This is a genomic window from Chryseobacterium jejuense (assembly GCF_017877355.1).
Lineage (GTDB): Bacteria > Bacteroidota > Bacteroidia > Flavobacteriales > Weeksellaceae > Chryseobacterium > Chryseobacterium jejuense_A.
In genome coordinates this window covers 40,618-65,621 of the sequence record NZ_JAGIPR010000010.1, presented here as the reverse complement: position 1 = coordinate 65,621, position 25,004 = coordinate 40,618, and the positions used below count along the sequence as shown (strand labels likewise).

Sequence of the window (25,004 nt, the reverse complement as noted above, 5' to 3'; positions counted from 1 at the left end):
TAAAAAGCACGAATCCTGAGACTCGTGCTTTCTATTTAACAATATTAAATTTATTTATTCATAGACATCAGGAATTCTTCATTGTTAAGAGTTCCTTTGATGTTTTTACTTACAAATTCCATTGCTTCTATTGGGTTCATTTCAGAAAGATATTTTCTAAAGATCCACATTCTCTGAGAAGTTACTTCATCCAAAAGAAGATCATCTCTACGGGTACTTGAGGAAATTAAGTCAATTGCAGGATAGATTCTTCTGTTGGCAATTTTTCTGTCTAGCTGAAGTTCCATGTTACCTGTACCTTTGAATTCTTCAAAGATCACTTCATCCATTTTAGAACCTGTATCAATAAGTGCAGTTGCAATAATCGTTAAAGAACCACCTCCTTCAATCTTTCTTGCTGCTCCGAAAAATCTTTTCGGCTTGTGAAGTGCATTAGCATCCACCCCCCCAGAAAGAACTTTACCTGAGGCAGGAGTAACGGTGTTGTATGCTCTTGCTAATCTAGTGATTGAATCCAGTAAAATAACTACGTCATGCCCACATTCAACCATTCTCTGTGCTTTTGCCAGAACAAGGTTAGCTACTTTCACATGTTTTTCAGCAGCTTCATCAAATGTAGAAGCAATTACTTCTGCATTTACGCTTCTTTCCATATCAGTAACCTCTTCCGGACGCTCATCAATAAGAAGAACCATCATGTATACTTCCGGGTGATTGGCTGCAATAGAATTAGCAATATCTTTAAGCAACATCGTCTTACCTGTTTTAGGTTGTGCAACAATCATTGCTCTCTGTCCTTTTCCAATAGGAGCAAATAAATCTACAATTCTTGTAGAAATTGTAGAATCACTTCCCGCTAGATTAAATTTCTCTTCAGGGAAAAGCGGAGTAAGATATTCAAAAGCTACACGGTCCTTGATGAATGCAAGGTCACGTCCGTTTACTTCTGTAGGTTTTAATAATGAAAAATACTTCTCACCTTCTTTTGGAAGCCTTACAATACCTTTTACAGTATCTCCGGTTTTTAACCCAAAGTTTCTGATCTGTGCTGTAGAAACGTACACATCGTCAGGAGAAGAGATATAACTAAAGTCTGAAGAACGTAAAAACCCGTAGTTATCAGGTAAAATTTCCAACACTCCTTCAATGCTTACCATTCCGTCGAAGTTGAACTCCTTCTTATGGTCTTGATGTTCCTCTGCCTTTTCAGAATGTCTGTTTTGATTCTGATTTTGGTTAGGATTCTGGTGCTGGTTTTGATTTTTATGCTGGTTTCCACTGTTCTGTGGATGGTTGTGTCCCTTTTGAGGTCTGTTAGCCTGTGGTTGTTGTTGAGGGTTATGAGGCTTTTCTTCTGCCTGTACAGGCTCTTGAGGTTCTGTGTTTTTAGGAGCTTCAGGTTTTTCCTGGGAAGTTTCTATGTTTCCTGTATTGGGAGAAACTCTTTTTCTTTTCTTCTTAGCTGAGTTAGCTGCAGATGCTTCTTCATTTGTTGTTGCTATTACTGCTTCAGCTTCAGGTTCTTCTGCTTTTACTTCTTCAGCAACCGGCATTGTTTCTTCTACTTTTTCCTCTACTTTCGGTTCTTCCGGAACTTTAGCAGTTACCTTAGGCTTTGCCGGGGCTTTCTTTGGAGCAGCTTTTTTTACAGGAGCCTTTGCCGTTTTTTCTGCTGGGGCTTCTTCAGTATTGGAGCTGGTTTCCGTGGCGTTGAAATAATCTTTTGCAACTTTAGGGTTGGAAGCCTGAAAGTCAAGAATTGCAAAGATTTTGTCATTATCATTGCTATTTCTTGCAACTTTAACGCCCAAATCCTTCAAGATTTTAGTCAGTTCCGTTACGGATTTTGACCTTAACGTTTCTATGTTAAACATATTTAATGTAAAAATGTAATTAATTGTGAGTAAGAAAAGTAAGTCCGGTGACTTTGGTTTTCAAGTACATTGTATAATGCAAATCTACACTTATTTTTGAATTGTGCAAAATTTATGTTATTTTTGCCAAGAATTTAATATTCAATGCTACAGAGAATACAAACTATATGGACCTTATTAGCAGTTTTAGCTGCTGTTTTCCTTTTTATAACAGGACAGGATGTTGTGATTTCCGACAGTATTCCTGTACTTAATATAGGATGCATTATCCTTGTCATTATTGGATCATTAAGTATTTTCAGTTTTAAAAACAGAAAAAGACAAATTTTGCTGAATACCATCAGCATCATTATAAACGCTTTGTTGATTGGTGTATTGGCGTACTGGCTGCTAAGCTTATCCGGAGGAATTCAGTTTCCTGAGAAGGGTATTGAGCCGATTTTCCCATTAATCGCGATGATATGTCTGCTTATAGCAAATGTATACATCCGTAAAGATGAGAGGCTCGTGAAATCTGTAGACAGACTTCGATAACCTTACAACGATTTTTTGAGTGAGAACAGTTCCTTTTAGGAGCTGTTTTTTATTTGTACCCATTTGTATTCTGCTATTCCAAACAGTAATCTACTCAGATGAATTAATTTATGTAACTTCCCTGCAACATTTTAATAAAAAAGACGACAGATCCAATAACTTTTAATTAAAAACTATGAAAAAGCTAACGTATCTTACTTTATCACTATTCTCTATATCTGTTTTTGCACAGGAAATTTCAAAAGAAAGGGTAAAAACCGTTATTTCCACTTTGGCCTCTGATGAGATGAAAGGCCGTGAAATCGGAACTCCTGAAAATGAAAATGCAGCTAATTATATTGCCACTCTTTTTAAAGAAAATAATCTTAAATACTGTACAGGAAATTCGTACCTGATTCCTTTTGACTATAATGGTAAAACAGTTTATAATGTTTGTGGTATAAAAAAAGGTAAATCTGATAAAACTCTCGGATTTTCAGGACATTTTGACCATATCGGAACCAACAAAAAAAGTGGTGACAATATTTATAATGGCGCTGATGATGATGCCAGCGGAATTACCACATTAGTAGGCATCGCAGATTATTTCAAAGATAAAGATCCTGAGTTTTCTATGGCTTTCATGGCTTTCAATGGAGAAGAAAAAGGAATGCTTGGGTCAAAAGCTATCTCTGAGGATAAAAATCTTGACAAAATATACAAAAACATGACGGCTCTTTTCAATTTTGAAATGGTTGCCACAGAATCACAATGGGGAAAAAATGCATTATATATGACTGGAGACGGCTTTTCGGATCTTGATGAACTCTTCAATACATATGCTGTAAATGGTTTAAAAATCAATACTGATCCGTATGCAAAGCAGCAACTCTTCTATCGTTCAGATAATGTCAGCTTTGTAAAAAAGAAAATCATTGCTCATTCATTTTCAACGGTTGATATGACTAAAGCAACTCACTATCACCACGTAAATGATGACATCAACATTGTGGATGTAGATAATATGACCCAAATCATCAATAATTTTGGAAAGACATTGGAGAAACTAGATCCTAAAAATTTTGCTCCCCAATATAACGATCAGGTAAAATTCAATTAATTTTTGACCTTCATACAACAACCGCCTATTTGGCGGTTTTATTTTGACTTTATCTGAAATTCTGATGTCTTTATTCTTCAAATTTGTAGTGTTTTGCACTTCTTTTCCACTTTATTTCAGCATGTTGTAACAAAAACCTTCATTTTGAAACTTATCAATTAAAGTAAAACAGGATTAAGAACGTCTTATCTTCTAATTTTACGTAATTTTGCTATCCAAATTTTTCATTGAATGAATGAGTATAAAAAAATTCTGAGGTTCGCTAAGCCTCATCAAAAATATATCTACGGAAGTTTATTTTTCAATATTCTATATTCTTTATTTCAGATTGCTTCCCTGGGGACTATTTTACCGGTTTTAGGAATGCTTTTCGGCACTATCGGATCAGAAAAACAAGAGACAGAACCTGTTTATTCCGGTGAGATCATAAATTTCTTCTCTTATGCAAAAGAATATTCCACTTACTATATACAATCTTTAGTTGCTGAGCATGGTTCTCTGAAAGTTCTTGCCTGGTTGTGTATCATTACAGCCTTTATGTTCCTTTTAAGAAATATTTTCAGATATTTAGGAGCATTACTTTTGATCAATTACCGTGTAGGCGTTACCAAAGATCTACGTGGTGCAATGTATAGAAAAATACTATCACTGCCTGTTTCATTTTTTACAGAAAGCAGAAAAGGAGATATGATGTCCCGTATGTCTAATGATGTGGGAGAAGTTGAAGGAAACATTCTAGGTAGCTTAGTTGAGCTAATCAATGCTCCTTTTATGTTGATCAGTACTTTGATCTCTTTATTTATTGTAAGCCCAGAAATGACTCTTTTCTCATTACTGGTACTGCCTGTAATGGGAACAATGATCGCCCTGATTGGGAAAAGTCTTAAAAAAGACTCTCATGAAGCACAGCATGAATTGGGAACTATTTTTTCTATTGTAGATGAAACACTGAAATCTTCAAAAGTTATCAAGATATTTAATGCTGAGAAGATCATGGATAACCGTTTTATGCAATCTATGGGAAGATGGATTTCAAGCTCAATGAGTTTGGGAAGAAAGAAAGAATTAGCATCGCCAATGAGTGAATTTCTAGGTTCTATTACCTTCTTGATTATTGCATGGTATGGAGGAAAACAAATTATTGTTGACCAAAGTTTATCTCCTGCAGGTTTTCTGGTATTCTTAGGAATGTTCTTCCAGATCTTACCTCCGGCAAAAACCTTATCAACATCCATTTCCAATGTACAAAAAGGTGAAGCTTCTTTGAAAAGAGTATTGGAAATCCTTGATGCTGATGTAAAAATTGAAGAAATTGCTGAGCCGGTTTCTATTTCAACCCTTAACAGAAATATTGAGTTCAAAAATATTGGATTCTACTATGATAAAGCCAATCTGATTCTTAAAAACTTTGATTTAACGATTCCTAAAGGGAAAACTGTTGCATTGGTAGGACAGAGTGGTAGCGGAAAAACTACTATTGCTAACCTTTTAGCAAGATTCTATGATGTTTCTGAAGGACAAATTCTTATTGATGGTGTAGACATTAAACATTTAAAATTGCAGGAATACCGCCAGCTTCTGGGAATGGTAACTCAGGAATCTGTATTGTTTAACGACTCTGTTTACAATAATATCCTGATGGGTAAACCTGATGCTACCAGAGAAGAAGTGATTGCAGCGGCGAAAATCGCTAATGCAGATGCATTCATTACGGGACTTTCTGAAGGGTATGATACCAATATTGGAGATGATGGAAATAAACTTTCCGGAGGCCAGAAACAAAGGGTTTCCATTGCAAGAGCTGTATTGAAAAATCCACCGATTATGATCCTGGATGAAGCCACTTCAGCGTTAGATACAGAGTCTGAAAGATTTGTACAGGACGCCTTGGAAAAAATGATGGAGAATAGAACTTCACTTGTGATTGCCCATAGACTTTCAACCATCCAAAAAGCAGACTGGATTGTAGTCATGGAAAAAGGAACCATCGTAGAACAGGGAACCCACCATGACCTTATTGCTAAAAAAGGCATGTACAACAAACTGGTTGAACTTCAAAACTTTGACTAATTATTTTTAAATCATTATAAAAATGAATCCTATACAAGAGTATTTCTACAGAATCGAAGAGCCTGAAAGAAGTACTCTTCTTTTTTTACGGGAAACCATTCTGGCTTCAGATCCTGAAAATATTACAGAAACCTTCAGCTTTGGACTTCCCTTCATCAAATACAAAAAGAAAATGCTGTGCTATTTTTATTACAGCAAAAAATATAAAAAACACTACCTGAGTTTTTATCATGGTGATAAGCTGGATTATCCGGAACTTACACAAGATGGAAGGAAGAAGTTTAAGATTCTTTTAATTGATGTGGAAGAGGATTTACCAGTAGAATTCATATTGAGCTTACTGGATGAAGTAAAACCGTATATTAAAGGATAAATCTATTTTCTTTTTTCATGATTTGATCCAAAAAAATATGGAATACATTACTTAAATTCATCTGTTTGTAATTGTAAAAAAACACCAATGTTATATTTCTATATCATCAGTGTTTTTAAGGTTGATAAATCTATTATCTATTATCAATTTTCTATTTCAGGCCTAAATACAATATAACTTAAACAATAACTACCTGTAAGCTTATCCATCGTGTTCCATCACTTATGATTTTCCACTGCGAATAATTCAATCCATACAGAATCTGATAGTTATTATTATTACTTCTTATATTATACGCATTAGGTTCGGAACCAGAACCGTTGCTAATCATGGGATAATTTGTATAAACGTTAGCTCCTGTATTTGTTCCAAATCTATCACTATCATTAATAAAGTGCAAAACCCTGCCTGGGCAAGTTGTCGGATCTGGCAATTGTAAATTTGAAGTAGTATTAATAAAAGGAGCTGTATTATTAATATTAGCTGTAGAATTTCCTCCTGTCGAAGCTGTAGAAAACCTCAATAGCAAAATATAATCATCAGGTTGTACCACATAAGGAGCTGCAGGTGAATAGGTACCTGTAATTACTTTAAGACTTTCTACAACGCCAAAAGAAGAATATCGCACGTTGTACCATTTATTTGTTGGTGCATCATAGAAATATAGTCCCACTGATGTCACATTTACCACTTTATCTATAGCAGCACCGTCCAATGTTGTAACAAAAACAAGTGTACCATTTTGGTCACTAGTGTAAACGTTGTTTTTTGCTGAAAGTTGTGCTCTGGTTAGTCTAGGTACCGTTAACCCATCAGGGACTGAGGCAGATCCTGCTTTACCTTCAATATGAAGGGTAGATTTTGGCTCGGTTATTCCAATCCCTACGCTTCCGGCCGTTATAGTCTGACCAAAAGCAATGCTACTACATGATAAAAATATCATGGGAACTATTCCATTTTTTTTCATAGTGTATTCAATTTTTATTTGTTCTAAAATTATTCATTAAATAGTGAAAACCAATTATGACAATATATTTATCATAAAATTAAATAAAACATATCATATAAGCAAAAATATCAAATAAATTCCTATAACAAAAAAATATTCATACGCAATACTACTCATGAGTATTAAAACTCGCAAAATATTAGGATAATACTATATTTTAAGGATAAAGTTATTAATATTAATATCGGAACTAATTCCTAATTTTTTACGAATTCTGTATTTCCGACTCTCTACAGCTCTTACACTACAGTTTATACATGACGCTATTTTTTTGGTATCAAAATTCAGCCTCATTAAAGCACAGATATATAATTCAGAATATATAAGATTAGAATTAATATTTAAGATGTTGGGAATGAAATCAGGAAAATACAGCTGAAATTTTTCAAAAAAAAATGGAGAATCATTTTCGGCAAGTTCTATAATTTCTGTTATATTATCTTCTGTCAAATTATTAGTAATGATCTGTTGTTTCATCAATTCATGATTCACTTTCTGAAGAGCTCCAATGGTACTATCCTTAATCTCGGTTTCTTTCATCAGACCATAGATAAGGTTATTCTTTTGTGAAATAAAATAAATGTCAATTATAAATGTAGTAATCACAAAAAGGATATTAAGAAGCTTTATCACTTTAAAATCTTCCTGTTTAATAAACTTACTTTTAGGTAGAAAGTCTATTTCAAAATACATAGAACCAATAAAATTGATTGTTATGAATGTTACAATTAGAAATATAAAAAAATAATCTTCCTTATAATTAAAAAAGAAAGGAATAGCAAATAGAAGTGAAAAATAAAAATATTCAACGCCTGCACCTTTCCCGCTGAATACATAAAAAAAACTAACTATTAAGGTGAGGATGATAAATACAAGGGCAATAATTTTTTTCAAAACATTCCCGAATCGTGCTATCTTTCCTTCAATCATTATCAGAAACAACCATAAAAAAGTAATCATGATAAGACCTATAGAAATAATAATATCTCCAAAGAATAGAATAATAAATACTGAATAAAACAAATCTAAGAAAAAAAGAAACAAAAGGTAACGATTGATAAGTGCTAAAAACTGATGCTCAAAATCATTACCAGTCTTCTCAAAACTGTAAGTCATTATTTTGGAAAGTATTTTTTTTATCATATTCTAAATCTCTATTACAAAAGCTCAATGATCAATTTTAATCAATCGCACAACTAGGGTTTTGCATATTTAAATATATAAAAAAATAAAAATCTGTGTAAAAAACTTATCAGTTTATACATTTTGAAATAAAAATACCTTAAATTTTATATTTATAGATAATCTTCCATTTTGCCACTGTATTTCGGCTCATCCTAAAATGAAGTGCAGTAGCTGTATTACTAAGCTGGTTCTTCCTTTGATAATCAAGAATCTTTACAATAGAGTTTTCATCATAAGAACGAAGTTTTTGATTATCAATTTCATTCAATAGTTCTTCTTCACCAAAGATTAGCGTATTGAGGCTAAGAATATCCAATGTGGTTTGAATACAGTTAATTTTATCACGGATTTGCAAATCATTTTTTTTGTCAGGAAACCTTTCGATAATAATATCAGTATATATTTTCTTATAATCCGGATATCTATTTCTTTCTATACTTTTTTGATCCATCTGTATAATGTTGTTTTAGGTATTCTATATTTAATAATTACTTCCTGGGTAGTCATTTTATTTGTAAAGATTTTATCAAGTATAAAACTTTTGATTTCTTTAGTATATATGTTTTTTTTGAATATAGGAAGATTGCTTTTTTCCGATGCAGACATATTAGTAGGCGGCGCATAAAGAACTAAATATCCAGTGAATAATCTAAAATAATCATATTTTAAAAGCTTACACCATCTGAGCAAAAGATGAGTATCAATACTGCTTTGTTGATACATCTTTTTTATATCAGCTTCATCGCATTTTAAAAATTTGGTTGCTCTTTCTGTAGAGATCTGAAGTTCTTCCATTCGAATTTGTAACAGTGTACCAATATGGATTTCTTTTAAATTCATTTTCAACAGTTTTTTATGTAATACATTTTAGATTCTCTTAATCCTCTAACAAAATTATATTTTAAGAAGCCAAAATATTAAGTAGATCTTATAAATACCATACGATATGGTACGCAATGCCACTCATGAGTAGAAAAACTCACAAAATGTTTTTCTTTCATTTAACCTAAACAGTTGAAATAAAAAAGGAGAAAACCATTTAAGATTTTCTCCTTTTTATTATGTAACAGTTATAAACTAATTTTGTTTAAGTTTTGCAATAACATCTAAACCTCCTTTGGTAATGTCTCCGATCTTACAGATGATTTCAGTATCCAAAGGCAGGAATACATCCATTCTTGATCCGAATTTGATAAATCCGAACTCATGCCCGGCTTTCGCCTGATCTCCTTCATTACAGTAGAACACGATCCTTCTGGCTACGTATCCTGCGATCTGTCTGAAAACTACTTTGTGGTTGGTTTCAGTTTCAATAGCTACTGTTGTTCTTTCATTCTCTGTAGATGACTTTTCATGCCATGCTACAAGGTATTTTCCAGGATGGTATTTCTTATAGATCACTTTTCCGGTTACCGGGTATCTACAGATGTGTACGTTCAATGGAGACATGAAGATGGAAACCTGAATGGCCTTTCCTTTAATGAATTCATTTTCTTCCACTTCTTTGATCATTACTACTTTTCCGTCAACCGGCGCTATTACATTCTCTCTGTGATCAAGAATACTACGGCTAGGAACTCTGAAAAACCAGAATATAAGGCTGTAAATTACCAACAAAGGTATGATGATCAACAAAGACCATATTTTAAGGAAATAGATGGCTAAAGCTCCCAATACAAAAAAAAGTATTGTTGCTACCGTAATCGTTCCTTTTGATTCTCTATGCAATTTCATGAGACTAAATAAATTTTTCTAAAATAAAGTACAAATATACGACAGGAACGCAGATAATAAAACTATCCAGCCTATCTAATACTCCGCCATGTCCTGGAATGATGTTTCCACTGTCCTTCACACCGAAGTTTCTCTTCAGCTGGCTTTCTACCAAATCTCCCAGTGGAGCAAAAGCTGCCACTAAAAATCCTACAACCATCCAGTTTCCTCTCAGTTCAGGCTGATAGTGCTCTACAAAATAAGACAATACCAATGTAAGAACAACTCCTCCTATATAACCTTCCCATGTTTTTTTAGGAGAAATCTTAGGAGCCATCTTATGTTTTCCAAAGAACTTTCCTACAAGGTAAGCAAAAGTATCACTGCTCCAGATCAGGATAAAAAGGAAAAGAACTTCCAGAGAGAAACTATCGCTATAACTGGAAAACTTTGGTAATCCTAATGCAAAACTGAACGGTAGAGCCACGTAAATGACCGTAAAAATCAATTTTCCGCTGTCAAAGTATAATTCGTTAGGAAACTTAAATAAAGTGACTACAGCAATACCAATTAAGGCAAGAGCTAGTATCTCACTCAATCTGAAATCAAAAAAGAAATCATGATGGAAGTATCTTTTGGAAAAAACATAGAATATAAAAATAACCAATGGATACACGATCCATTTTTCATATCCTTTTCCAAATTTCATGATCTTTACACATTCCCAGGTTCCTACTACCAATAAAAGACTTATCAAACCATAGTAAAGATACTGTTGCTGAATAAGACCAGGAAGAATGCTGTTGATAAGTTGCGCCCCTAACGGAGTCGAACAAAGAATGATAATGGCTACATAAACGAGACCTGAAACGGTTCTTTGAATGAGGTTTTTGTCCAAAATTTAAAATTTAGTAGTGGGTGCTTAATCTTCAAGCAGCAATAAAAACAGTTTTGTATTGGAATTCGAAGAACTGTCCATTTTAGACTGGCTTCCGCTGATGGAAGTAAGGTTCTTGATATTTCCGTTTCTTTTTATTTTCCCCATGGCATCATTCAGGTTGTTTACAATCTGTGAAACATTGGCAATGATGATAATCCTATCCGGTAGCCTTGAAGAATGATAATGAAGAATATTATTGTGTGAAAGCATAATTCTGCCATCATACGCAATCAGATATTCACAAGTGATAAATGCAGCATCATTGGATGACTGCAATTCTGACGTATAAGGAGATTTCACAACGTTTAAGAAGTTCTGAAGTTCCTTATCCCAACAGAAAAGATTGTTAATACCTTCTATTTTGATAATTTGATTTAAAGTTTGTAGAGCCTCCGCTTCATCTGCACAATAATTAAAAAATCCCCCCGAATGCGTAAATAATTGCGCAAACTTATAGTCGAGATCCGCATTTTTTAGCGAATCCCCAAGCTTCTCCAGGCTCTGGTTTTCTTCTTCTTCAGGCTGGTTGGTAAGTTTGCTTACAATCCTCTTGAATAAATTCAACTTAATCTATTTTTAGTCAACTTTATACAAAAATAGAAAATAAATTACAATAGATTCCAAAATATCTCCTTAAATATGAAAAAACCTGACAATTTTAAAGTTGTCAGGTTTTATATTTCCTATTTTTTAAGGATTTTAAAGCTGTGTTGGGCTTTCTGGAGCCTGTATTTCGCTTTCCTCCTCTTTTTCTTTAATCTGAGGCGTTTCCAACACTTCAGGCTGATCTTTTTCAGGAATTGTATTGGTAACCGGTTTCTCTGTCAATTCAGGATCCCAAGCTCTTTTACCAAAGATTTCTTCTAAGTCTTCACGGAAGATCACTTCTTTTTCTAAAAGCTTATTCGCTAAAGCATCTAGTTTATCTTTATTCTCATCCAAGATTCTTACAGCTCTTTCATATTGATTTTCGATAATCGCTTTGATCTCTACATCAATTTTTGTAGCAGTTTCTTCAGAATACGGCTTTCCGAAAGAATATTCAGACTGGCCTGAACTGTCATAATAAGAAATGTTTCCGATATTTGGGCTTAAACCATAGATCGTAACCATAGCCTGCGCTCTTTTCGTAACAGTTTCCAGATCAGAAAGTGCTCCTGTTGAAATATTATTGAAGATCACCTGCTCTGCTGCTCTACCTCCTAATGTTGCACACATTTCATCCAACATCTGTTCAGTAGTGGTAAGCTGTCTTTCTTCCGGAAGATACCAAGCGGCACCTAATGAGCGTCCTCTTGGGACAATGGTTACTTTTAAAAGTGGTGATGCATGCTCAACCAGCCAAGAGATTGTAGCGTGACCTGCCTCATGATAAGCCACTCTTCTTTTCTCAGATGGCTTAATCGCCATATTTTTCTTTTCAAGTCCACCAATAATTCTATCTACTGCATCCAGGAAGTCCTGTTTTGTAACAGAGGTATGGTTGTATCTCGCTGCAATCAATGCTGCTTCGTTACAAACATTAGCAATATCCGCTCCACTGAATCCAGGAGTTTGTTTTGCTAAGAAATCTCTATCTACATTATCATCAAGTTTGATTTTCTTTAAATGAACATCAAAAATGTCTTTTCTTTCATGTAATTCCGGAAGGTCTACATAGATTGAACGGTCAAAACGTCCTGCTCTCATCAAGGCTTTATCAAGGATATCTGCTCTGTTGGTAGCCGCCATTACAATCACATTCACATCTGTTCCGAAACCATCCATTTCAGTAAGAAGCTGGTTCAAGGTGTTTTCTCTTTCATCGTTTCCGCCTGAGAAATTACTTTTTCCTCTTGCACGTCCTATGGCATCAATCTCATCAATAAAGATGATCGCTGGAGATTTAGCTTTCGCCTGAGCAAAAAGGTCTCTTACTCTTGAAGCTCCTACTCCAACAAACATTTCCACGAAATCAGATCCTGAAAGCGAGAAGAAAGGAACTTTAGCTTCTCCTGCAACAGCTTTTGCCAATAAGGTTTTACCTGTTCCCGGAGGCCCTACCAATAGTACTCCTTTGGGAATTTTACCTCCTAATTTTGTATATTTTTCAGAGTTTTTCAAGAAGTCTACCACTTCCTGTACTTCTTCTTTAGCACCTTCCAATCCTGCAACATCTTTAAATGTTACCTGAATTCTTTCTTTTTCATCGAAAAGCTTAGCTTTAGATTTCCCGATTGAGAAGATCTGTCCGCCAGGACCTCCGCCGCCGCCCATCTTTCTGAAAAGAAGGAAGTAGAATAATCCCAAGATAGCAATCCAGATTAGTGCAGATACAAGAATATCTGTGAAAGGACTCTTACCTGTTCCATAATCTTTAGCTGTTTTAATAGCCGGATTGGTTGCTTTGATCTGTTCAAATTTCTGTAAGAAAAGTTGAAGATCTCCATATTTTACAGAATAATCTGCTTTTGGAGCCATATCTAAAGCTGAAAAAGGATTATTTTCCTTTCCGGTTTTGGAAACCATTGCTGACTTTGCTTCTTTGGTAAGGAAAACATCAGCTTTCTCTATGTCTTTGTATATAATAATATTTTGGACTTTCCCCGCCTGCATTTCTCTAAAGAAACCATCTTCATCTATAGTTTTTGCTGTATCTCCACCAAGGAAATTGGAACCAAAGAAAAGCAAAAGAGCTATGATTGCAATAGGAAAGAACCAATTGAATCCTTTGTTATTCATTTAGACTTTTTAAAATTTTTATTATTCATTTTCAATTTTGGTAATGACTGCGTCACCCCAAAGTTCTTCGATATCGTAATATTCACGTACATCTTTCTGGAAAATGTGAACTACTACTGAAACATAATCTACCAATACCCACATTGCATTTTCAGTTCCTTCAACGTGCCAAGGTCTATCTTTCAGATCATTTCTCACTTTTTTCTCTACACTTCCTGCTAATGCTGAAACTTGTGTATTTGAGTTACCGCTACATATTACGAACGTCTCCGCTACTGAGTTTTCAATGTTTGAAAGATCGAAGATCATAATATCTTCCCCCTTTACGTCTTGAAGTGCTTCAACGATTTTATCTATTAGTGCTTGTTTTTCTGCTGTTTTATTCATTAAAAAAATACTATAATCTGCAAATTTATTGTTTTTTCTTTACTTTAACCTTACTTTTACCCCCTTAATGTCTTAAAGTTTTCTTAAATGAGCCAACTCTTCTATCTGAAAGAATGTTCTTCTACTAATGACGAAATATCAAAGTTTTTACTTTACGAAGATTCAGATTTTATAGGATTGCATACTTTCAATCAAACTAAAGGCCGTGGCCAGTATGGAAATACCTGGACTCCTACCGCCGGAAAAAATCTGGCTTATACGCTGGCAGTGAATACTCAAAACATCTTGTGCTCCCACTTTATATTCAATTATTATACCGCAATACTTGTAAGGGATTTCCTTGCCAATTTGGCTGATAATGACGTAAAAATCAAATGGCCGAATGATATTATCCTTAAAGGTAAAAAAATCGTTGGAATTTTGATTGAAAAGAAAAAAATTAATCAAAATAATTATTTCATTATCGGAACGGGAATTAATATTCTTCAGGACAAATTTGAAGAAATATCGAATGCTGGTTCACTTCTAACGCAGACAGGGAAGGAATTTGATCTTGAAGAGCTTAGTTTAAACCTTCATGAATTCTTGTCAGAGAAACTGAAAAATATTCCTTCTGACCAGGAAATTCTAGACAACTTCAATAAAAACTTATTCCGAAAGGATGAGATCTCAGTCTTTGAAATTGAAAAAGAGAGACAAAATGGCATCATCCGAAATGCCGATAAAAAGGGTGAACTTTGGATCGAATTGGAAAATGATGGTCTGCGTTCTTTCTATCACAAAGAAGTAAAACTTCTTTACTGATTCGCTCTTTTGATATAAAGATATAGAGTAAGCGGAAGAAATACCAAATTAGGCAGCCACATCGCCAAAGCTGGTGACAAACTCTTATTCTCTGAAACCACCTTTAAAGCTTCAAATGAAAAGACAAAAAGGAAGGCCAATGAAATTCCGATAGCAAGATTAATCCCCAAACCTCCTCTTTTCTTTTGAGAAGAAAGGGAAAGAGCAAGGAAAGTAAGAATAATAATAGAAACCGGCATTGAAGTTCTTTGATGAAGCTCATTCAGATAAGAATTCAGGTTACTGTTTCCTCTGGCTTTTTCTCTTTCTATGAATTTTAAAAGTTCCGGTGTGGTTTTATTTTGTCCTAAAAGTTCATTCGGGAAAAGTTCTTCAGGAGAATGGCTGTAGTTTTTTCTAAGCTCTATCCCATTATTCAGTTTCTCTGTATTATCTTTATTGATGGTTTTTTCCAGATAATTATTTAGAACAAACTGTTTTTTGTCCTGATCCCAATATACTTCACTGGCTTTTAATTCGTACACCATTTTTCTATGGGTATCGAACTTTTGATATACAAAGCTGGATCCTCTTTTTTCTCTTTTATTCCAGGAATCTACAAAGATATATTCAGTTCTGCTTAGCTGTGAAGAGGCTGGAGCAGTTCCAAGAATTTTTTCTTTATTAGCAGCATTATAAGTATATGCTTCCAGTTCATTTTTCTTGATATTTGCCCAAGGGAGCACCAAATGATACACCACGAGTGCCATCAATGCAATCAGAATCGAAGTATAGAGATAAGGTTTTGAAAATCTATGGAAACTGGCACCACTGCTGATAATAGCCACAATTTCAGTGTTATTGGCCATTCTGGATGTGAAATAGATCACAGTGATAAATACCAGGATGGAAAGGAATGTCACCACAAGATTAATAATCCAGAAAGGATAAAAATGAATCAGGAAATACCCAAGATCTAATTTGGGATCAAGAGCTTTTGCATTTTCTATCCTTGGGATCTTTTGCTGAACATCGATAACAAGTACCACTATAGACAATAGTACCAGCATGAAACTAAAAGTTCCAAGGTATTTTTTAATGATATATCTGTCTACAATCTTAAGCATATGTCTTTTACAGTCTTTGTCTAAGAACAGGTACTACAGAATTTTTCCACTCATAGAAGTCTCCTGCTATGATGTGCTCTCTTGCTACTTTTACCAGATCAAGGTAAAACGCAAGATTATGAATTGAAGCAATCTGTTTTGCCAGATATTCTTTGGATACAAACAGGTGACGAAGATACGCTTTTGAATATTCATGATCCACAAAGCTGGTTCCGAATTCATCCAAAGGCGAGAAATCACGCTTCCATTTTTCGTTTTTAAGATTCATTACCCCTTGCCATGTGAAAAGCATTGCATTTCTGGCATTTCTGGTAGGCATAACGCAATCCATCATATCAATTCCTAATCCGATAGATTCAAGAATATTCCAAGGAGTTCCCACTCCCATAAGGTATCTTGGTTTTTCTTTTGGAAGGATATCTGTTACTTCATCAGTGATTCTGTACATTTCCTCTTCAGGCTCTCCTACAGAAAGCCCTCCGATAGCATTTCCTTCAGCTCCTGCTTCAGAAATTACTTCTGCAGAAATTTTTCTTAAGTCTGAATAAGTAGATCCCTGAACAATTGGGAAAAGTCTTTGCTTATGTCCGTATAATTCAGGATTGTTATTAGTCCAGTCAATACATCTTTTCAGCCAACGGTGGGTAAGCTCCATAGATGATTTCGCCTGGTTGTAATCACATGGATAAGGTGTACATTCGTCAAAAGCCATGAAAATGTCTGCTCCAATCTGTCTCTGGATTTCCATTGATCTTTCAGGAGAGAACATGTGATAGCTTCCGTCAATATGAGACTTGAACCTTGCTCCTTCTTCGGTCATTTTTCTGTTACTCGCTAACGAGAACACCTGAAAACCTCCTGAATCTGTAAGAATAGGAAGATCCCAGTTCATGAATTTATGTAGACCACCGGCATCCTGCATCGTTTCCATTCCTGGACGAAGATAAAGGTGGTAAGTATTTCCCAAAATAATCTGGGCTTTAATGTCTTCTTTTAATTCTCTCTGATGAACTGTTTTTACACTTGCAACAGTTCCTACCGGCATAAAAATGGGAGTTTCAATCTTCCCGTGGTCTGTAGTAATCTCCCCTGCCCTAGCTTTTCCTTCAGAGGTTTTTTCGATATTAAAAAATTTCATTTGTACACTTTTTTAGCTCACTGCGATCAGCAATTATCATTGTCCGGGCAAAACCCGCTACATCATTATTTATTTTTGAGGCATTCCTAATTCAGCCTTTTTCAGCTTATCTTTTACATATTGATCCGCCTTGGGATCTTTCTTCAGTAAAATTTGCTGTGCATCATTTGCTATGCCTTCCATTTCTTCTTTAATCACATAATATTTAAAACTTTCAACAAAGTCATCCGGTTTTATATTATGAGATTTTAAAATAAACCTTGTACCAGCTTCCATATTTCTGTTCTGATACATAAAGTTAACCTGATCGTTCATCACAAGCTCTGCAACAACTTCTGCCATCACATCCTGATCGATCAGATTTTTAGGCTTATCGATATAATCACTACATGAAAAAAGCCCCAGAAAAACAAAAACAAGAATCAAATTTTTCATCTGCTTATTTTTATAATCTATTGATGATTGACTTCCATTTTAAGTTTAAAACACCAAAAACAGCTTCATGGATAATTCCACCGTTCATTTTGCTTTCTCCTAAAATTCTATTGGTAAATATAATAGGAACTTCTACAATTCTGAACCCTTTTTTAAAGGCTCTGAATTTCATTTCTATCTGAAATCCATATCCTTTCAATCTTACATTATCCAACCCGATTTCTTCCAATACTTTTCGTGAAAAGCAGACAAAACCGGCTGTGGTATCATGGATAGAAAGTCCTAGAATAAATCTCACATATTTTGATGCAAAATAAGATAACAAAACTCTTCCCATTGGCCAGTTCACCACATTCACTCCTTTTGAATAGCGGGAACCGATGGCCATATCTGCATTCAGGCAGGCTTCAAAAAGTTTAGGTAGATCATTAGGGTTATGCGAAAAATCGGCATCCATTTCAAAAATATAGTCATATTTATTTTCGATCGCCCACTTAAACCCATGAATATAGGCTTTCCCTAAGCCATCTTTAATATGTCTTATCGAAAGGTGCAGATAATGTGGATATTTATTCTGTAATTCCTTTACTACATCCGCTGTTCCATCTGGAGAAGAATCATCCACTACTAAGATATGAAAGTCATCCTCCAATGCAAAAACCGCGGAAATAATATTTTCAATATTTTCCTTTTCGTTATATGTTGGGATTATGACGAGTTTTTTCATTTCAGTTTGCAAAGATAGTTTATTTAACCTTTTTATTTTATACAAAATAATCTATAATTTTGCAAAAATCTTTTTCAAAGATTCCGGGATTAGACAAAAATTGTTTTCTACAGTTTTGAATGCTCCATATCATCAATGAAAAATAGATTGTAATATTAAATTTAACAGATGAAGCAATAAAGAAATTCTATGCCAAGTTGTGTTATTTATAGTTAAATAAAAAAATAAAAAACTTAAAATTTGCCGTCATCACCAAACTACATCAATCATGTAAGAATACCTGAGAATAACGATTGGGTAATTTTTATACTTATAGGCTGTATCTTTTTATATGTTTTTATGATGAACATTATAGAGAGAGATGCCAGTCTTAAAGATTTTCTGCTTCAAAAGTATTTTGATGCAAGCAATAACCTTCCGAGCTGGATTATTACATCCTGTGTAATTACACTTACTTTATCCGTACTGATCTCTCAGTATATTCCGGTAGTTCCTAAGTTTATTGCAGATCTGCAGATTTTGGGATACCAGCTTAATAAGTTTGGGTACACCTTGCTGGCAGTTATGTTTTTTTATCTGATAAAATCAACATTAGGTTATTTATTCTATCAAAGTATAGGGGATGGAAAAAAATGGACTATTTTTTATTTCACCTCCACCAAATTCTATTTTATCCTGTCTTTTTTGATGATAATTTTGTGTGTTACCCATTATTACTTCCCTATAGACAGAAATAAAACCTTCTTATATTATTTCTTCTTCTTTTCTTTTGTATTCATTTTCAAAGTTTTTTTCTATTTATTTCACAAGAACAAGATTCTTCCGGAGAAATGGTATTATAAATTTTTGTATATTTGCACGCTCCAAATCACACCATTATTACTGCTTTGGAAGCTGTTATTTTTTTAATAAAGTCAAAGATGAGAATAAAGTCTATATTGGTTTCTCAACCAGCGCCTAGTGAGTCTTCTCCATATCTGGATATAGCGAAGAAGGAAAAAATAAAGATTGATTTCCGTCCATTTATCCACGTCGAAGGGGTTGACAATAAAGAGCTCAGAACTCAGAAAATAGATCTGACGCAATATACCGGTATCATTTTTACCAGTAAAAATGCTATTGACCATTATTTCAGACTTGCAGAAGAATTGCGTTTTGCAGTTCCAGATACAATGAGATACATCTGCCAGTCGGAAGCAATTGCCAATTATCTTCAGAAGCACATTGTGTATAGAAAAAGAAAGATCAGCTTTGGGGAGAAAAACTTCTCAGATCTACTTCCTCTGTTCAAGAAGTTTCCTACTGAAAAATATCTGTTGCCATCTTCAGATGTTTTAAGTCCGGACATTGTAAAAACTTTGGATTCTGCAAATATTGAATGGACAAGAGCAATTATGTACCGTACTGTATGTAGTGACCTGACTGATATCAACATTCAAGATTACGATATGTTGATCTTCTTCAGCCCACAAGGAATCAAATCTCTACAACAGAATTTCCCTGACTTCAAACAGGATGAAACAAAGATCGGAGTTTTCGGTAACACGACTTTGGCTGCAGCGGAAGAAGCGGGATTAAAAGTAGATCTAATGGCTCCTACGAAGGAAACTCCTTCTATGACTATGGCCCTAGAAAAATATATTAAAGCGCTACACAAATAGTCTTTAATACAAAAAAATAAGCTCAACCATCTTTTCAATACAGGAAAGATGGTTTTTTTTTAACTACATTTGAACAAAAATTAACATTAAATAGCACGTTCTGATAAAGCATATCAGGCCCTGCAAAAAAATAAAATATTCTGATGAAAGCTCCACAGGCAAAAAAAATAGAAAAAATACTAGAAACCCACGGCGACAGAAGAATTGATAATTACTTCTGGCTTAATGAAAGGGAAAATCCGGAAGTTATCCAATATCTTGAAGAAGAAAATGCTTACGAAGAATTCATCATGAAAGACACCGAAGAACTACAGGAAGAACTCTTCGAAGAAATGAAAGCCCGTTATAAAAAGGATGATGAATCCCTTCCCTATTTCTTTAATGAATACTGGTACATTGTACGCTACGAAGAAGGCCAAGAATATCCTATCTTCTGCAGAAAGTATGAAAGCCTGGATAACGAGGAAGAAATTGTACTTAACGTTAATAGGTTGGCAGAAGGTGAAGATTTCTTCGAGGTAGGAAGTGTTGCGGTAAGCCCTAATAATGAATTGGCTTCTTTTTCTTCAGACAATGTAGGACGAAGAATCTACTCTTTAAACTTCAAAAACTTAAAGACCGGAGAAATTCTTCCCGATAAAATTCTGAACACTACAGGAAAAGCCGTTTGGGCTAATGACAATCAACATGTATTTTACATCAGAAAAGACAAAAGCCTTCGCGCATTCCAGGTTTACAGACACAAACTAGGAACTGATGCTTCGCAAGATGTCCTGATCTTCCATGAAGAAGATGACACATTTGATGTAAATGTTTTCAAAACAAAATCCCTGCAATATATTTTCATTGCAAGTTCAAGTACAATTTCTGATGAGCATCATTTTATCCCTGCAGACAATGTTTTTGCAGACTGGAAAGTGATTCAGCCAAGAATAGATGACCTTGAATATTCCGTAGAGCATTACAAAGATGAATTCTACATTATCACGAATGCTGATGACGCTACGAACTTCAAAATTGTAAAAACTAAGATTGAAAACTGTGGTATGGAAAACTGGGTAGACGTCATCCCTCACCGTCCTGAAGTTTTATTGGAAGGCTTTGAAATCTTCCAGGATTATCTGGTTCTTGAAGAAAGAGAAAAAGGACTGCTTCAAATCAAGATTATTGATGAAAAAACTCAAGAGTCTTATTACCTTCCTTTCTCAGATCCAACGTATACAGCTTATATCGGAATTAATCTGGAATTTGACACCGAAGTTCTACGCTACGGCTATACTTCCCTTACTCAGCCTGGTTCTACATACGAGTACAACATGAAGGACAAAACTACAAAACTTCTGAAACAGCAAGAGGTTTTAGGAGGTAAGTTCTTCCCGGAAAATTATATTTCCGAAAGAATATGGGCAGATTCCAGAGATGGGGAAACAAAAATCCCTATTTCTCTTGTTTATCATAAAGACACAAAGAAATCAGCAGATACTCCACTTTTATTATATGGATATGGAAGTTATGGACATACTGTTGACGCCAGCTTTTCAAATGTAAGGTTATCCATCCTTGATCGTGGCTTTATTTATGCCATTGCTCACATCCGTGGTGGTGAATATCTGGGAAGAGAATGGTATGAGGATGGAAAGATGCTATTCAAGAAAAATACCTTCTTTGATTTTATTGATGCCGGAAAATATCTGGTTAAGGAAAACTATACTTCATCCAATCATATGTATGCCATGGGTGGAAGTGCCGGAGGTCTTTTGGTAGGAGCGGTTGTCAACTACGAACCTCAATTATTCAACGGTATTGTTGCACAGGTTCCTTTTGTGGACGTTGTTACTACTATGTTAGATGACACTATTCCATTAACAACAGGGGAATATGATGAATGGGGAAATCCTAATGACAAGGAATACTATCATTATATGAAAGATTATTCTCCTTATGACAATGTTGAAGCCAAAGACTATCCAAACATTCTTATCACAACAGGATTCCATGATTCTCAGGTACAATATTGGGAACCTGCAAAATGGACTGCAAAACTTAGGGAACTGAAGACAGATGACAACATCCTGATCTTTAAAACAGATATGAGCTCAGGTCATGGAGGTGCAAGTGGAAGATTTGAATCCCTGAAGGAAGACGCACTTGAGTATGCGTTCTTATTGAAGATAAATGATCATCGATAAATGATAATTGATATGGATTTCATGAACGACTATAACCAGATCTTTTCAAAAAGAACTAAAACATTAACAATTACAATTATTAATGAGTTGTCTGAAATTCCATATTCCGATAAGATATCAAATATCAGAAAACAAATTTTCAGATCTGTCTCATCAACAGCAAGCAATTACAGAGCAATGTGCCGGGCACGGTCCACAAAAGAAAAATACTCTAAGATATGTATTGTTGTGGAAGAAGCCGATGAAACCTTATTTTGGATGGAATTAATAGATGAACTTCATTTACTTAAAAAAGATAAAATGGAATACCTTATTAATGAAGCCAGCGAAATTTTAAAAACAACTTCAGCCTATAAAAAGAAACTAGGAGAAGAACTTAAACGTTAAACAACATCAATTATCAATCATCATTTATCAATTATATGAACGAGTCCGAATATTGGAAAAAAATAGAACAGTTCTTCGAAGATAATTTCGAAACCGAGAAGAACCCACCTATTGAGACTTTACTGTTTTTAATAGGGCTACAGGAACTTGGCAGCGGGCAACAGAAATATACAAAAGAAGACAAAGTAAATCTCATCCATATTGCTGTTTGCAGATTGCTTGAGCCTTTTGGATATTACAAATTTACACACTATGAAGATGGGTGGCCACAGTTTGAAAAATTGGAAGATCTTCCGGAATTAAAACCTAATGAGCAGACCTTGCTTATGAAAAAGGCAATTATCCAGTACTTCCAGGAAGAAGAGCTGATTTAAATTCAAAACTGCGGTTATTTAGAAATTTGACAATGAAACCATACCATCATTACCAAAACCCACCTAAAATACTGCATACCTTATACAAATAGAGACAAGCCAAAAACTTGTCTCTATTTTTTTTAAACAAAAATAGCGCAATCATTTAAAAATTATTCTAATTTTTTATTTTTGGTTAAATTTTTAAACAATTTCATTCCCAGACGCTTACAGTCATTTTTTACGAATTACATATTAATATTTTATAAATATTTAGAATTTGCTAGGCATATTCTATATTAGAGTTGTAATTTAGAGGCTTCCAGACCACATTCTTTTGACCTACTACTATGGTCAATTTCCCTCAGAATACTATGGTCAATTTCTTCAGTCTTACACTTTATGTACAGTACTGAAAAAAAGACACAACCAAATGATATCCCGACTCACCGTGAGCCGGGAAGGATAAAAATTTGAAAAAACACACAAAAAATTAATGACTGAAAAACTATGTATTTCAAAAAAATTCTTCTGAATAAGACAGATTAAAATTTAAATAGAAATCAAACCATGAAAAAAATTAGCACTTCTTTAATGTTGCTCATTGTCAGTATGGCCTTTTCACAAGTAGGTATTTCGAAAAACCCAACGGTTGAAATCCACAACAAGGCCATTTTACAGGTAGACGGAAAATATGAAGGAAAAAATTACGGGATGATGCTTCCTGAAGTATCAGCACCGGAGAACCTTCCATTATATAGCACCACCACCCCAGATACTGAGATGACAGGAATGATGATGTTCGAAAAAACACATGCTACATTTTATTCCTATGACGGAGAAAAATGGAACAATGAACCTACCGCTGCCGAATTCAAAATGAAACAGTCCAGATTTTTATCCAATGCTGATGAAGAGACAAGTGTTGTATGTATCCTTCTTGGATGTGGCAGACACGTAGGATTGGGCTTCAGTGCTGCTGTTGACGGTAAACAATCCTATAATAACCTTAATATAACAAGGGAAACTGCAGTAGTGGCAGGAGGAGGGCTTTATGGAGACAAAAGCTTTGATAATGCCAAATTCGTCATTAATGAAGCCGGTGTTTATGACATTTACCTGAATGTCCCTTCCAAAACAGGAGGTGCCGTATCCCTGACAAGTGGTCCTCAATATCAACTGAGAGCCTACCTGAAACAAAGTAACGGAAGTTACAATGAAGTAAAACTTACCACATTCTTCCCTGATTATTATGGTATTCTGGGAATTGGCGGGGACACCAATACGGCAGCTTTCACCACCACAAGAATCCGCTTGAATCCTGGAGATTATATTGTTTCAAGAATACATTCCCCATTGGCAACAGTATCTGTAGTGGTTACTCTTACCGCTGCAGCCAATGCCAATATCGCCAAATACTATCCAAGAGAAATAATGTTCACCAAAGTAAGTGATTAAAATGATCAGAAAAACGATTACGCTCCAAGTTTTTATTGTAACAGCAATAAGCACACTGGGATTTGCTCAGGTAAAAATGGGTAACAAACCTGAAACAGTTCATCCAAGAGCAGCTTTACAGGTAGAGCACAATTCAAAAGGAATTATGCTTCCTGTTGTTGAAAACCATACTGAACTTCCTAATTATAATGTAGCACATCCGGATCTGTATGAAAACAAACCTGAAGATAATGGTTTGGTATTTTACAGCAAGGAGATTAAAGATGTAGTAAAATATGATGGTTACAGATGGATTGCTGCCACAGAGAGAAGTATCAAAAATTATAAAAATGTAAGTATTCTGGGATCCAATTCATCTGATGTATCTGTTGCCAATGTATTGGGAATTACAGGACGTCCTACCCTCCCTTTTAATATTTTAAACGATTTTGATAGAAATAATATAAATAATTTAGGGGTTACGGTAAATGCTAGTGGAGAAATTACAATTCCTGCAGATGGTTTTTACAGAATTAACCCATCTATAAAAACAAGCAGTGCCGGAGGACTTTCTGTGGGAAATGCAGCTACCATTGTTTCATTACAGGCTCTATATGCCAATGCCGCTGGAGAAGGATGGCAAAAAATTCATGAAAACAGTTTTCTGCTTTACGGATTGTTGGTAACAGGCGGCAGTTCAAACTCTGTGAACAACTTTTCCACAACAAAATATCTGCATGCAGGAGACCAGATCCGAATAAGAGCTGGTATTCAGGCTGACACAGGATTAAATGTGGGTGCTGGTGTGAATTTTAAAATGAATGATAAAGATACTTTTATCTATATAGAAAAATTGAACTAA

General features: G+C 34.7%; 26 protein-coding genes. 12 read left to right on the top strand and 14 right to left on the bottom strand.

All coding sequences use genetic code 11. The features are described 5' to 3' along the window. Positions 1-50: 50 nt before the first annotated feature. A complete protein-coding gene (gene rho, locus J2772_RS18510) occupies positions 51-1,874 on the bottom strand; it encodes a transcription termination factor Rho (protein ID WP_209919316.1) in 1,824 nt (607 codons plus the stop codon). 144 nt (positions 1,875-2,018) lie between these two features. Here rho and J2772_RS18505 point away from each other — a divergent pair, with 144 nt between their 5' ends. The 4 genes from J2772_RS18505 to J2772_RS18490 all read left to right on the top strand — a co-directional run bounded on the left by J2772_RS18505 (position 2,019) and on the right by J2772_RS18490 (position 5,950). Further along, positions 2,019-2,408: a DUF4293 family protein gene (locus J2772_RS18505; RefSeq protein WP_209919314.1), complete on the top strand. Its 390-nt coding sequence runs from the start codon at positions 2,019-2,021 to the stop codon at positions 2,406-2,408. A gap of 175 nt (positions 2,409-2,583) precedes the next feature. Beyond that, a complete protein-coding gene (locus J2772_RS18500) occupies positions 2,584-3,507 on the top strand; it encodes a M28 family metallopeptidase (protein ID WP_209919312.1) in 924 nt (307 codons plus the stop codon). Positions 3,508-3,738: 231 nt separating this feature from the next. Next, the gene (locus J2772_RS18495) at positions 3,739-5,577 is read left to right on the top strand and encodes an ABC transporter ATP-binding protein (protein WP_209919310.1); all 1,839 of its coding nucleotides are present in this window, start codon (positions 3,739-3,741) and stop codon (positions 5,575-5,577) included. A gap of 22 nt (positions 5,578-5,599) precedes the next feature. After that, complete coding sequence (locus J2772_RS18490) at positions 5,600-5,950, top strand: DUF1801 domain-containing protein (RefSeq protein WP_209919308.1); 351 nt, start codon at positions 5,600-5,602, stop codon at positions 5,948-5,950. A 178-nt stretch (positions 5,951-6,128) separates the two neighbouring features. Here J2772_RS18490 and J2772_RS18485 read toward each other — a convergent pair whose 3' ends face one another. The 9 genes from J2772_RS18485 to rsfS form a co-directional block, all read right to left on the bottom strand. Continuing rightward, positions 6,129-6,917 carry a hypothetical protein gene (locus tag J2772_RS18485; RefSeq protein ID WP_209919306.1) on the bottom strand — a complete coding sequence of 263 codons (789 nt, stop codon included), beginning with the start codon at positions 6,915-6,917 and terminating at the stop codon, positions 6,129-6,131. A gap of 192 nt (positions 6,918-7,109) precedes the next feature. After that, a complete protein-coding gene (locus J2772_RS18480; RefSeq protein WP_209919304.1) occupies positions 7,110-8,102 on the bottom strand; it encodes a helix-turn-helix transcriptional regulator in 993 nt (330 codons plus the stop codon). A 139-nt stretch (positions 8,103-8,241) separates the two neighbouring features. Further along, positions 8,242-8,595 (bottom strand): helix-turn-helix domain-containing protein, encoded by a 354-nt coding sequence (locus J2772_RS18475; RefSeq protein ID WP_209919302.1) that lies wholly within the window; start codon positions 8,593-8,595, stop codon positions 8,242-8,244. After that, positions 8,577-8,984, bottom strand: a complete 408-nt coding sequence (locus J2772_RS18470; RefSeq protein ID WP_209919299.1) for a transposase — start codon at positions 8,982-8,984, stop codon at positions 8,577-8,579. The genes J2772_RS18475 and J2772_RS18470 overlap by 19 nt, the downstream gene beginning before the upstream one ends. 237 nt (positions 8,985-9,221) lie before the next feature. Beyond that, a complete protein-coding gene (locus J2772_RS18465) occupies positions 9,222-9,878 on the bottom strand; it encodes a phosphatidylserine decarboxylase family protein (protein WP_209919297.1) in 657 nt (218 codons plus the stop codon). Positions 9,879-9,882: 4 nt separating this feature from the next. Then, positions 9,883-10,755 (bottom strand): phosphatidate cytidylyltransferase, encoded by an 873-nt coding sequence (locus tag J2772_RS18460; protein ID WP_209919295.1) that lies wholly within the window; start codon positions 10,753-10,755, stop codon positions 9,883-9,885. A gap of 24 nt (positions 10,756-10,779) precedes the next feature. Next, a complete protein-coding gene (locus tag J2772_RS18455; protein WP_209919293.1) occupies positions 10,780-11,361 on the bottom strand; it encodes an LUD domain-containing protein in 582 nt (193 codons plus the stop codon). 135 nt (positions 11,362-11,496) lie between these two features. Further along, entirely contained in the window at positions 11,497-13,518 is a 2,022-nt protein-coding gene (gene ftsH, locus J2772_RS18450; RefSeq protein ID WP_209919291.1) for an ATP-dependent zinc metalloprotease FtsH, read from the bottom strand. A gap of 21 nt (positions 13,519-13,539) precedes the next feature. Further along, positions 13,540-13,905, bottom strand: coding sequence for a ribosome silencing factor (gene rsfS / locus J2772_RS18445; protein WP_045491586.1), 366 nt, complete (start codon positions 13,903-13,905; stop codon positions 13,540-13,542). 87 nt (positions 13,906-13,992) lie between these two features. Here rsfS and J2772_RS18440 point away from each other — a divergent pair, with 87 nt between their 5' ends. Continuing rightward, complete coding sequence (locus J2772_RS18440; protein ID WP_209919289.1) at positions 13,993-14,709, top strand: biotin--[acetyl-CoA-carboxylase] ligase; 717 nt, start codon at positions 13,993-13,995, stop codon at positions 14,707-14,709. Here the strand turns inward: J2772_RS18440 and J2772_RS18435 are convergent. From J2772_RS18435 to J2772_RS18420, 4 genes are all read right to left on the bottom strand, one after another. Then, on the bottom strand, positions 14,703-15,815 hold the full coding sequence (locus tag J2772_RS18435; RefSeq protein WP_209919287.1) for an LptF/LptG family permease: 1,113 nt from the start codon (positions 15,813-15,815) through the stop codon (positions 14,703-14,705). The genes J2772_RS18440 and J2772_RS18435 overlap by 7 nt on opposite strands. Before the next feature lie 7 nt (positions 15,816-15,822). Beyond that, positions 15,823-16,953, bottom strand: a complete 1,131-nt coding sequence (gene tgt / locus J2772_RS18430) for a tRNA guanosine(34) transglycosylase Tgt (RefSeq protein ID WP_209919285.1) — start codon at positions 16,951-16,953, stop codon at positions 15,823-15,825. Positions 16,954-17,022: 69 nt separating this feature from the next. Then, a complete protein-coding gene (locus tag J2772_RS18425) occupies positions 17,023-17,388 on the bottom strand; it encodes a DUF4296 domain-containing protein (RefSeq protein WP_209919283.1) in 366 nt (121 codons plus the stop codon). A 10-nt stretch (positions 17,389-17,398) separates the two neighbouring features. Beyond that, a complete protein-coding gene (locus J2772_RS18420) occupies positions 17,399-18,115 on the bottom strand; it encodes a polyprenol monophosphomannose synthase (protein ID WP_045491593.1) in 717 nt (238 codons plus the stop codon). A 240-nt stretch (positions 18,116-18,355) separates the two neighbouring features. On the opposite strand from J2772_RS18420, the gene J2772_RS18415 reads away from it, so the two are divergent. The 7 genes from J2772_RS18415 (at position 18,356) to J2772_RS18385 (ending at position 25,004) form a co-directional block, all read left to right on the top strand. Then, on the top strand, positions 18,356-19,024 hold the full coding sequence (locus J2772_RS18415; RefSeq protein WP_209919281.1) for a DUF4271 domain-containing protein: 669 nt from the start codon (positions 18,356-18,358) through the stop codon (positions 19,022-19,024). A gap of 11 nt (positions 19,025-19,035) precedes the next feature. After that, entirely contained in the window at positions 19,036-19,776 is a 741-nt protein-coding gene (locus J2772_RS18410) for a uroporphyrinogen-III synthase (RefSeq protein WP_123869497.1), read from the top strand. Between the two features lie 143 nt (positions 19,777-19,919). Continuing rightward, positions 19,920-21,965 carry a S9 family peptidase gene (locus tag J2772_RS18405; RefSeq protein ID WP_209919278.1) on the top strand — a complete coding sequence of 682 codons (2,046 nt, stop codon included), beginning with the start codon at positions 19,920-19,922 and terminating at the stop codon, positions 21,963-21,965. A 12-nt stretch (positions 21,966-21,977) separates the two neighbouring features. Continuing rightward, a complete protein-coding gene (locus tag J2772_RS18400) occupies positions 21,978-22,352 on the top strand; it encodes a four helix bundle protein (protein ID WP_245365264.1) in 375 nt (124 codons plus the stop codon). A 35-nt stretch (positions 22,353-22,387) separates the two neighbouring features. Then, positions 22,388-22,726 carry a hypothetical protein gene (locus J2772_RS18395; RefSeq protein ID WP_045491598.1) on the top strand — a complete coding sequence of 113 codons (339 nt, stop codon included), beginning with the start codon at positions 22,388-22,390 and terminating at the stop codon, positions 22,724-22,726. Positions 22,727-23,275: 549 nt separating this feature from the next. After that, the gene (locus tag J2772_RS18390) at positions 23,276-24,163 is read left to right on the top strand and encodes a hypothetical protein (RefSeq protein ID WP_209919277.1); all 888 of its coding nucleotides are present in this window, start codon (positions 23,276-23,278) and stop codon (positions 24,161-24,163) included. 1 nt (position 24,164) lies between these two features. Continuing rightward, positions 24,165-25,004: a hypothetical protein gene (locus tag J2772_RS18385; RefSeq protein ID WP_209919275.1), complete on the top strand. Its 840-nt coding sequence runs from the start codon at positions 24,165-24,167 to the stop codon at positions 25,002-25,004.

What these genes read in the sequence shown, in the direction of transcription:
- J2772_RS18410 (WP_123869497.1), top strand. Translation starts at nt 19,036, where the DNA reads ATGAGAATAAAGTCTATATTGGTTTCTCAACCAGCGCCTAGTGAGTCT.
- J2772_RS18405 (WP_209919278.1), top strand. Translation starts at nt 19,920, where the DNA reads ATGAAAGCTCCACAGGCAAAAAAAATAGAAAAAATACTAGAAACCCAC.
- tgt (WP_209919285.1), bottom strand. Translation starts at nt 16,953, where the DNA reads ATGAAATTTTTTAATATCGAAAAAACCTCTGAAGGAAAAGCTAGGGCA.
- J2772_RS18470 (WP_209919299.1), bottom strand. Translation starts at nt 8,984, where the DNA reads ATGAATTTAAAAGAAATCCATATTGGTACACTGTTACAAATTCGAATG.
- J2772_RS18390 (WP_209919277.1), top strand. Translation starts at nt 23,276, where the DNA reads ATGAAAAAAATTAGCACTTCTTTAATGTTGCTCATTGTCAGTATGGCC.
- J2772_RS18500 (WP_209919312.1), top strand. Translation starts at nt 2,584, where the DNA reads ATGAAAAAGCTAACGTATCTTACTTTATCACTATTCTCTATATCTGTT.
- ftsH (WP_209919291.1), bottom strand. Translation starts at nt 13,518, where the DNA reads ATGAATAACAAAGGATTCAATTGGTTCTTTCCTATTGCAATCATAGCT.
- J2772_RS18465 (WP_209919297.1), bottom strand. Translation starts at nt 9,878, where the DNA reads ATGAAATTGCATAGAGAATCAAAAGGAACGATTACGGTAGCAACAATA.
- rho (WP_209919316.1), bottom strand. Translation starts at nt 1,874, where the DNA reads ATGTTTAACATAGAAACGTTAAGGTCAAAATCCGTAACGGAACTGACT.
- rsfS (WP_045491586.1), bottom strand. Translation starts at nt 13,905, where the DNA reads ATGAATAAAACAGCAGAAAAACAAGCACTAATAGATAAAATCGTTGAA.
- J2772_RS18475 (WP_209919302.1), bottom strand. Translation starts at nt 8,595, where the DNA reads ATGGATCAAAAAAGTATAGAAAGAAATAGATATCCGGATTATAAGAAA.
- J2772_RS18395 (WP_045491598.1), top strand. Translation starts at nt 22,388, where the DNA reads ATGAACGAGTCCGAATATTGGAAAAAAATAGAACAGTTCTTCGAAGAT.
- J2772_RS18420 (WP_045491593.1), bottom strand. Translation starts at nt 18,115, where the DNA reads ATGAAAAAACTCGTCATAATCCCAACATATAACGAAAAGGAAAATATT.
- J2772_RS18440 (WP_209919289.1), top strand. Translation starts at nt 13,993, where the DNA reads ATGAGCCAACTCTTCTATCTGAAAGAATGTTCTTCTACTAATGACGAA.
- J2772_RS18435 (WP_209919287.1), bottom strand. Translation starts at nt 15,815, where the DNA reads ATGCTTAAGATTGTAGACAGATATATCATTAAAAAATACCTTGGAACT.
- J2772_RS18490 (WP_209919308.1), top strand. Translation starts at nt 5,600, where the DNA reads ATGAATCCTATACAAGAGTATTTCTACAGAATCGAAGAGCCTGAAAGA.
- J2772_RS18400 (WP_245365264.1), top strand. Translation starts at nt 21,978, where the DNA reads ATGGATTTCATGAACGACTATAACCAGATCTTTTCAAAAAGAACTAAA.
- J2772_RS18485 (WP_209919306.1), bottom strand. Translation starts at nt 6,917, where the DNA reads ATGAAAAAAAATGGAATAGTTCCCATGATATTTTTATCATGTAGTAGC.
- J2772_RS18480 (WP_209919304.1), bottom strand. Translation starts at nt 8,102, where the DNA reads ATGATAAAAAAAATACTTTCCAAAATAATGACTTACAGTTTTGAGAAG.
- J2772_RS18505 (WP_209919314.1), top strand. Translation starts at nt 2,019, where the DNA reads ATGCTACAGAGAATACAAACTATATGGACCTTATTAGCAGTTTTAGCT.
- J2772_RS18425 (WP_209919283.1), bottom strand. Translation starts at nt 17,388, where the DNA reads ATGAAAAATTTGATTCTTGTTTTTGTTTTTCTGGGGCTTTTTTCATGT.
- J2772_RS18385 (WP_209919275.1), top strand. Translation starts at nt 24,165, where the DNA reads ATGATCAGAAAAACGATTACGCTCCAAGTTTTTATTGTAACAGCAATA.
- J2772_RS18495 (WP_209919310.1), top strand. Translation starts at nt 3,739, where the DNA reads ATGAATGAGTATAAAAAAATTCTGAGGTTCGCTAAGCCTCATCAAAAA.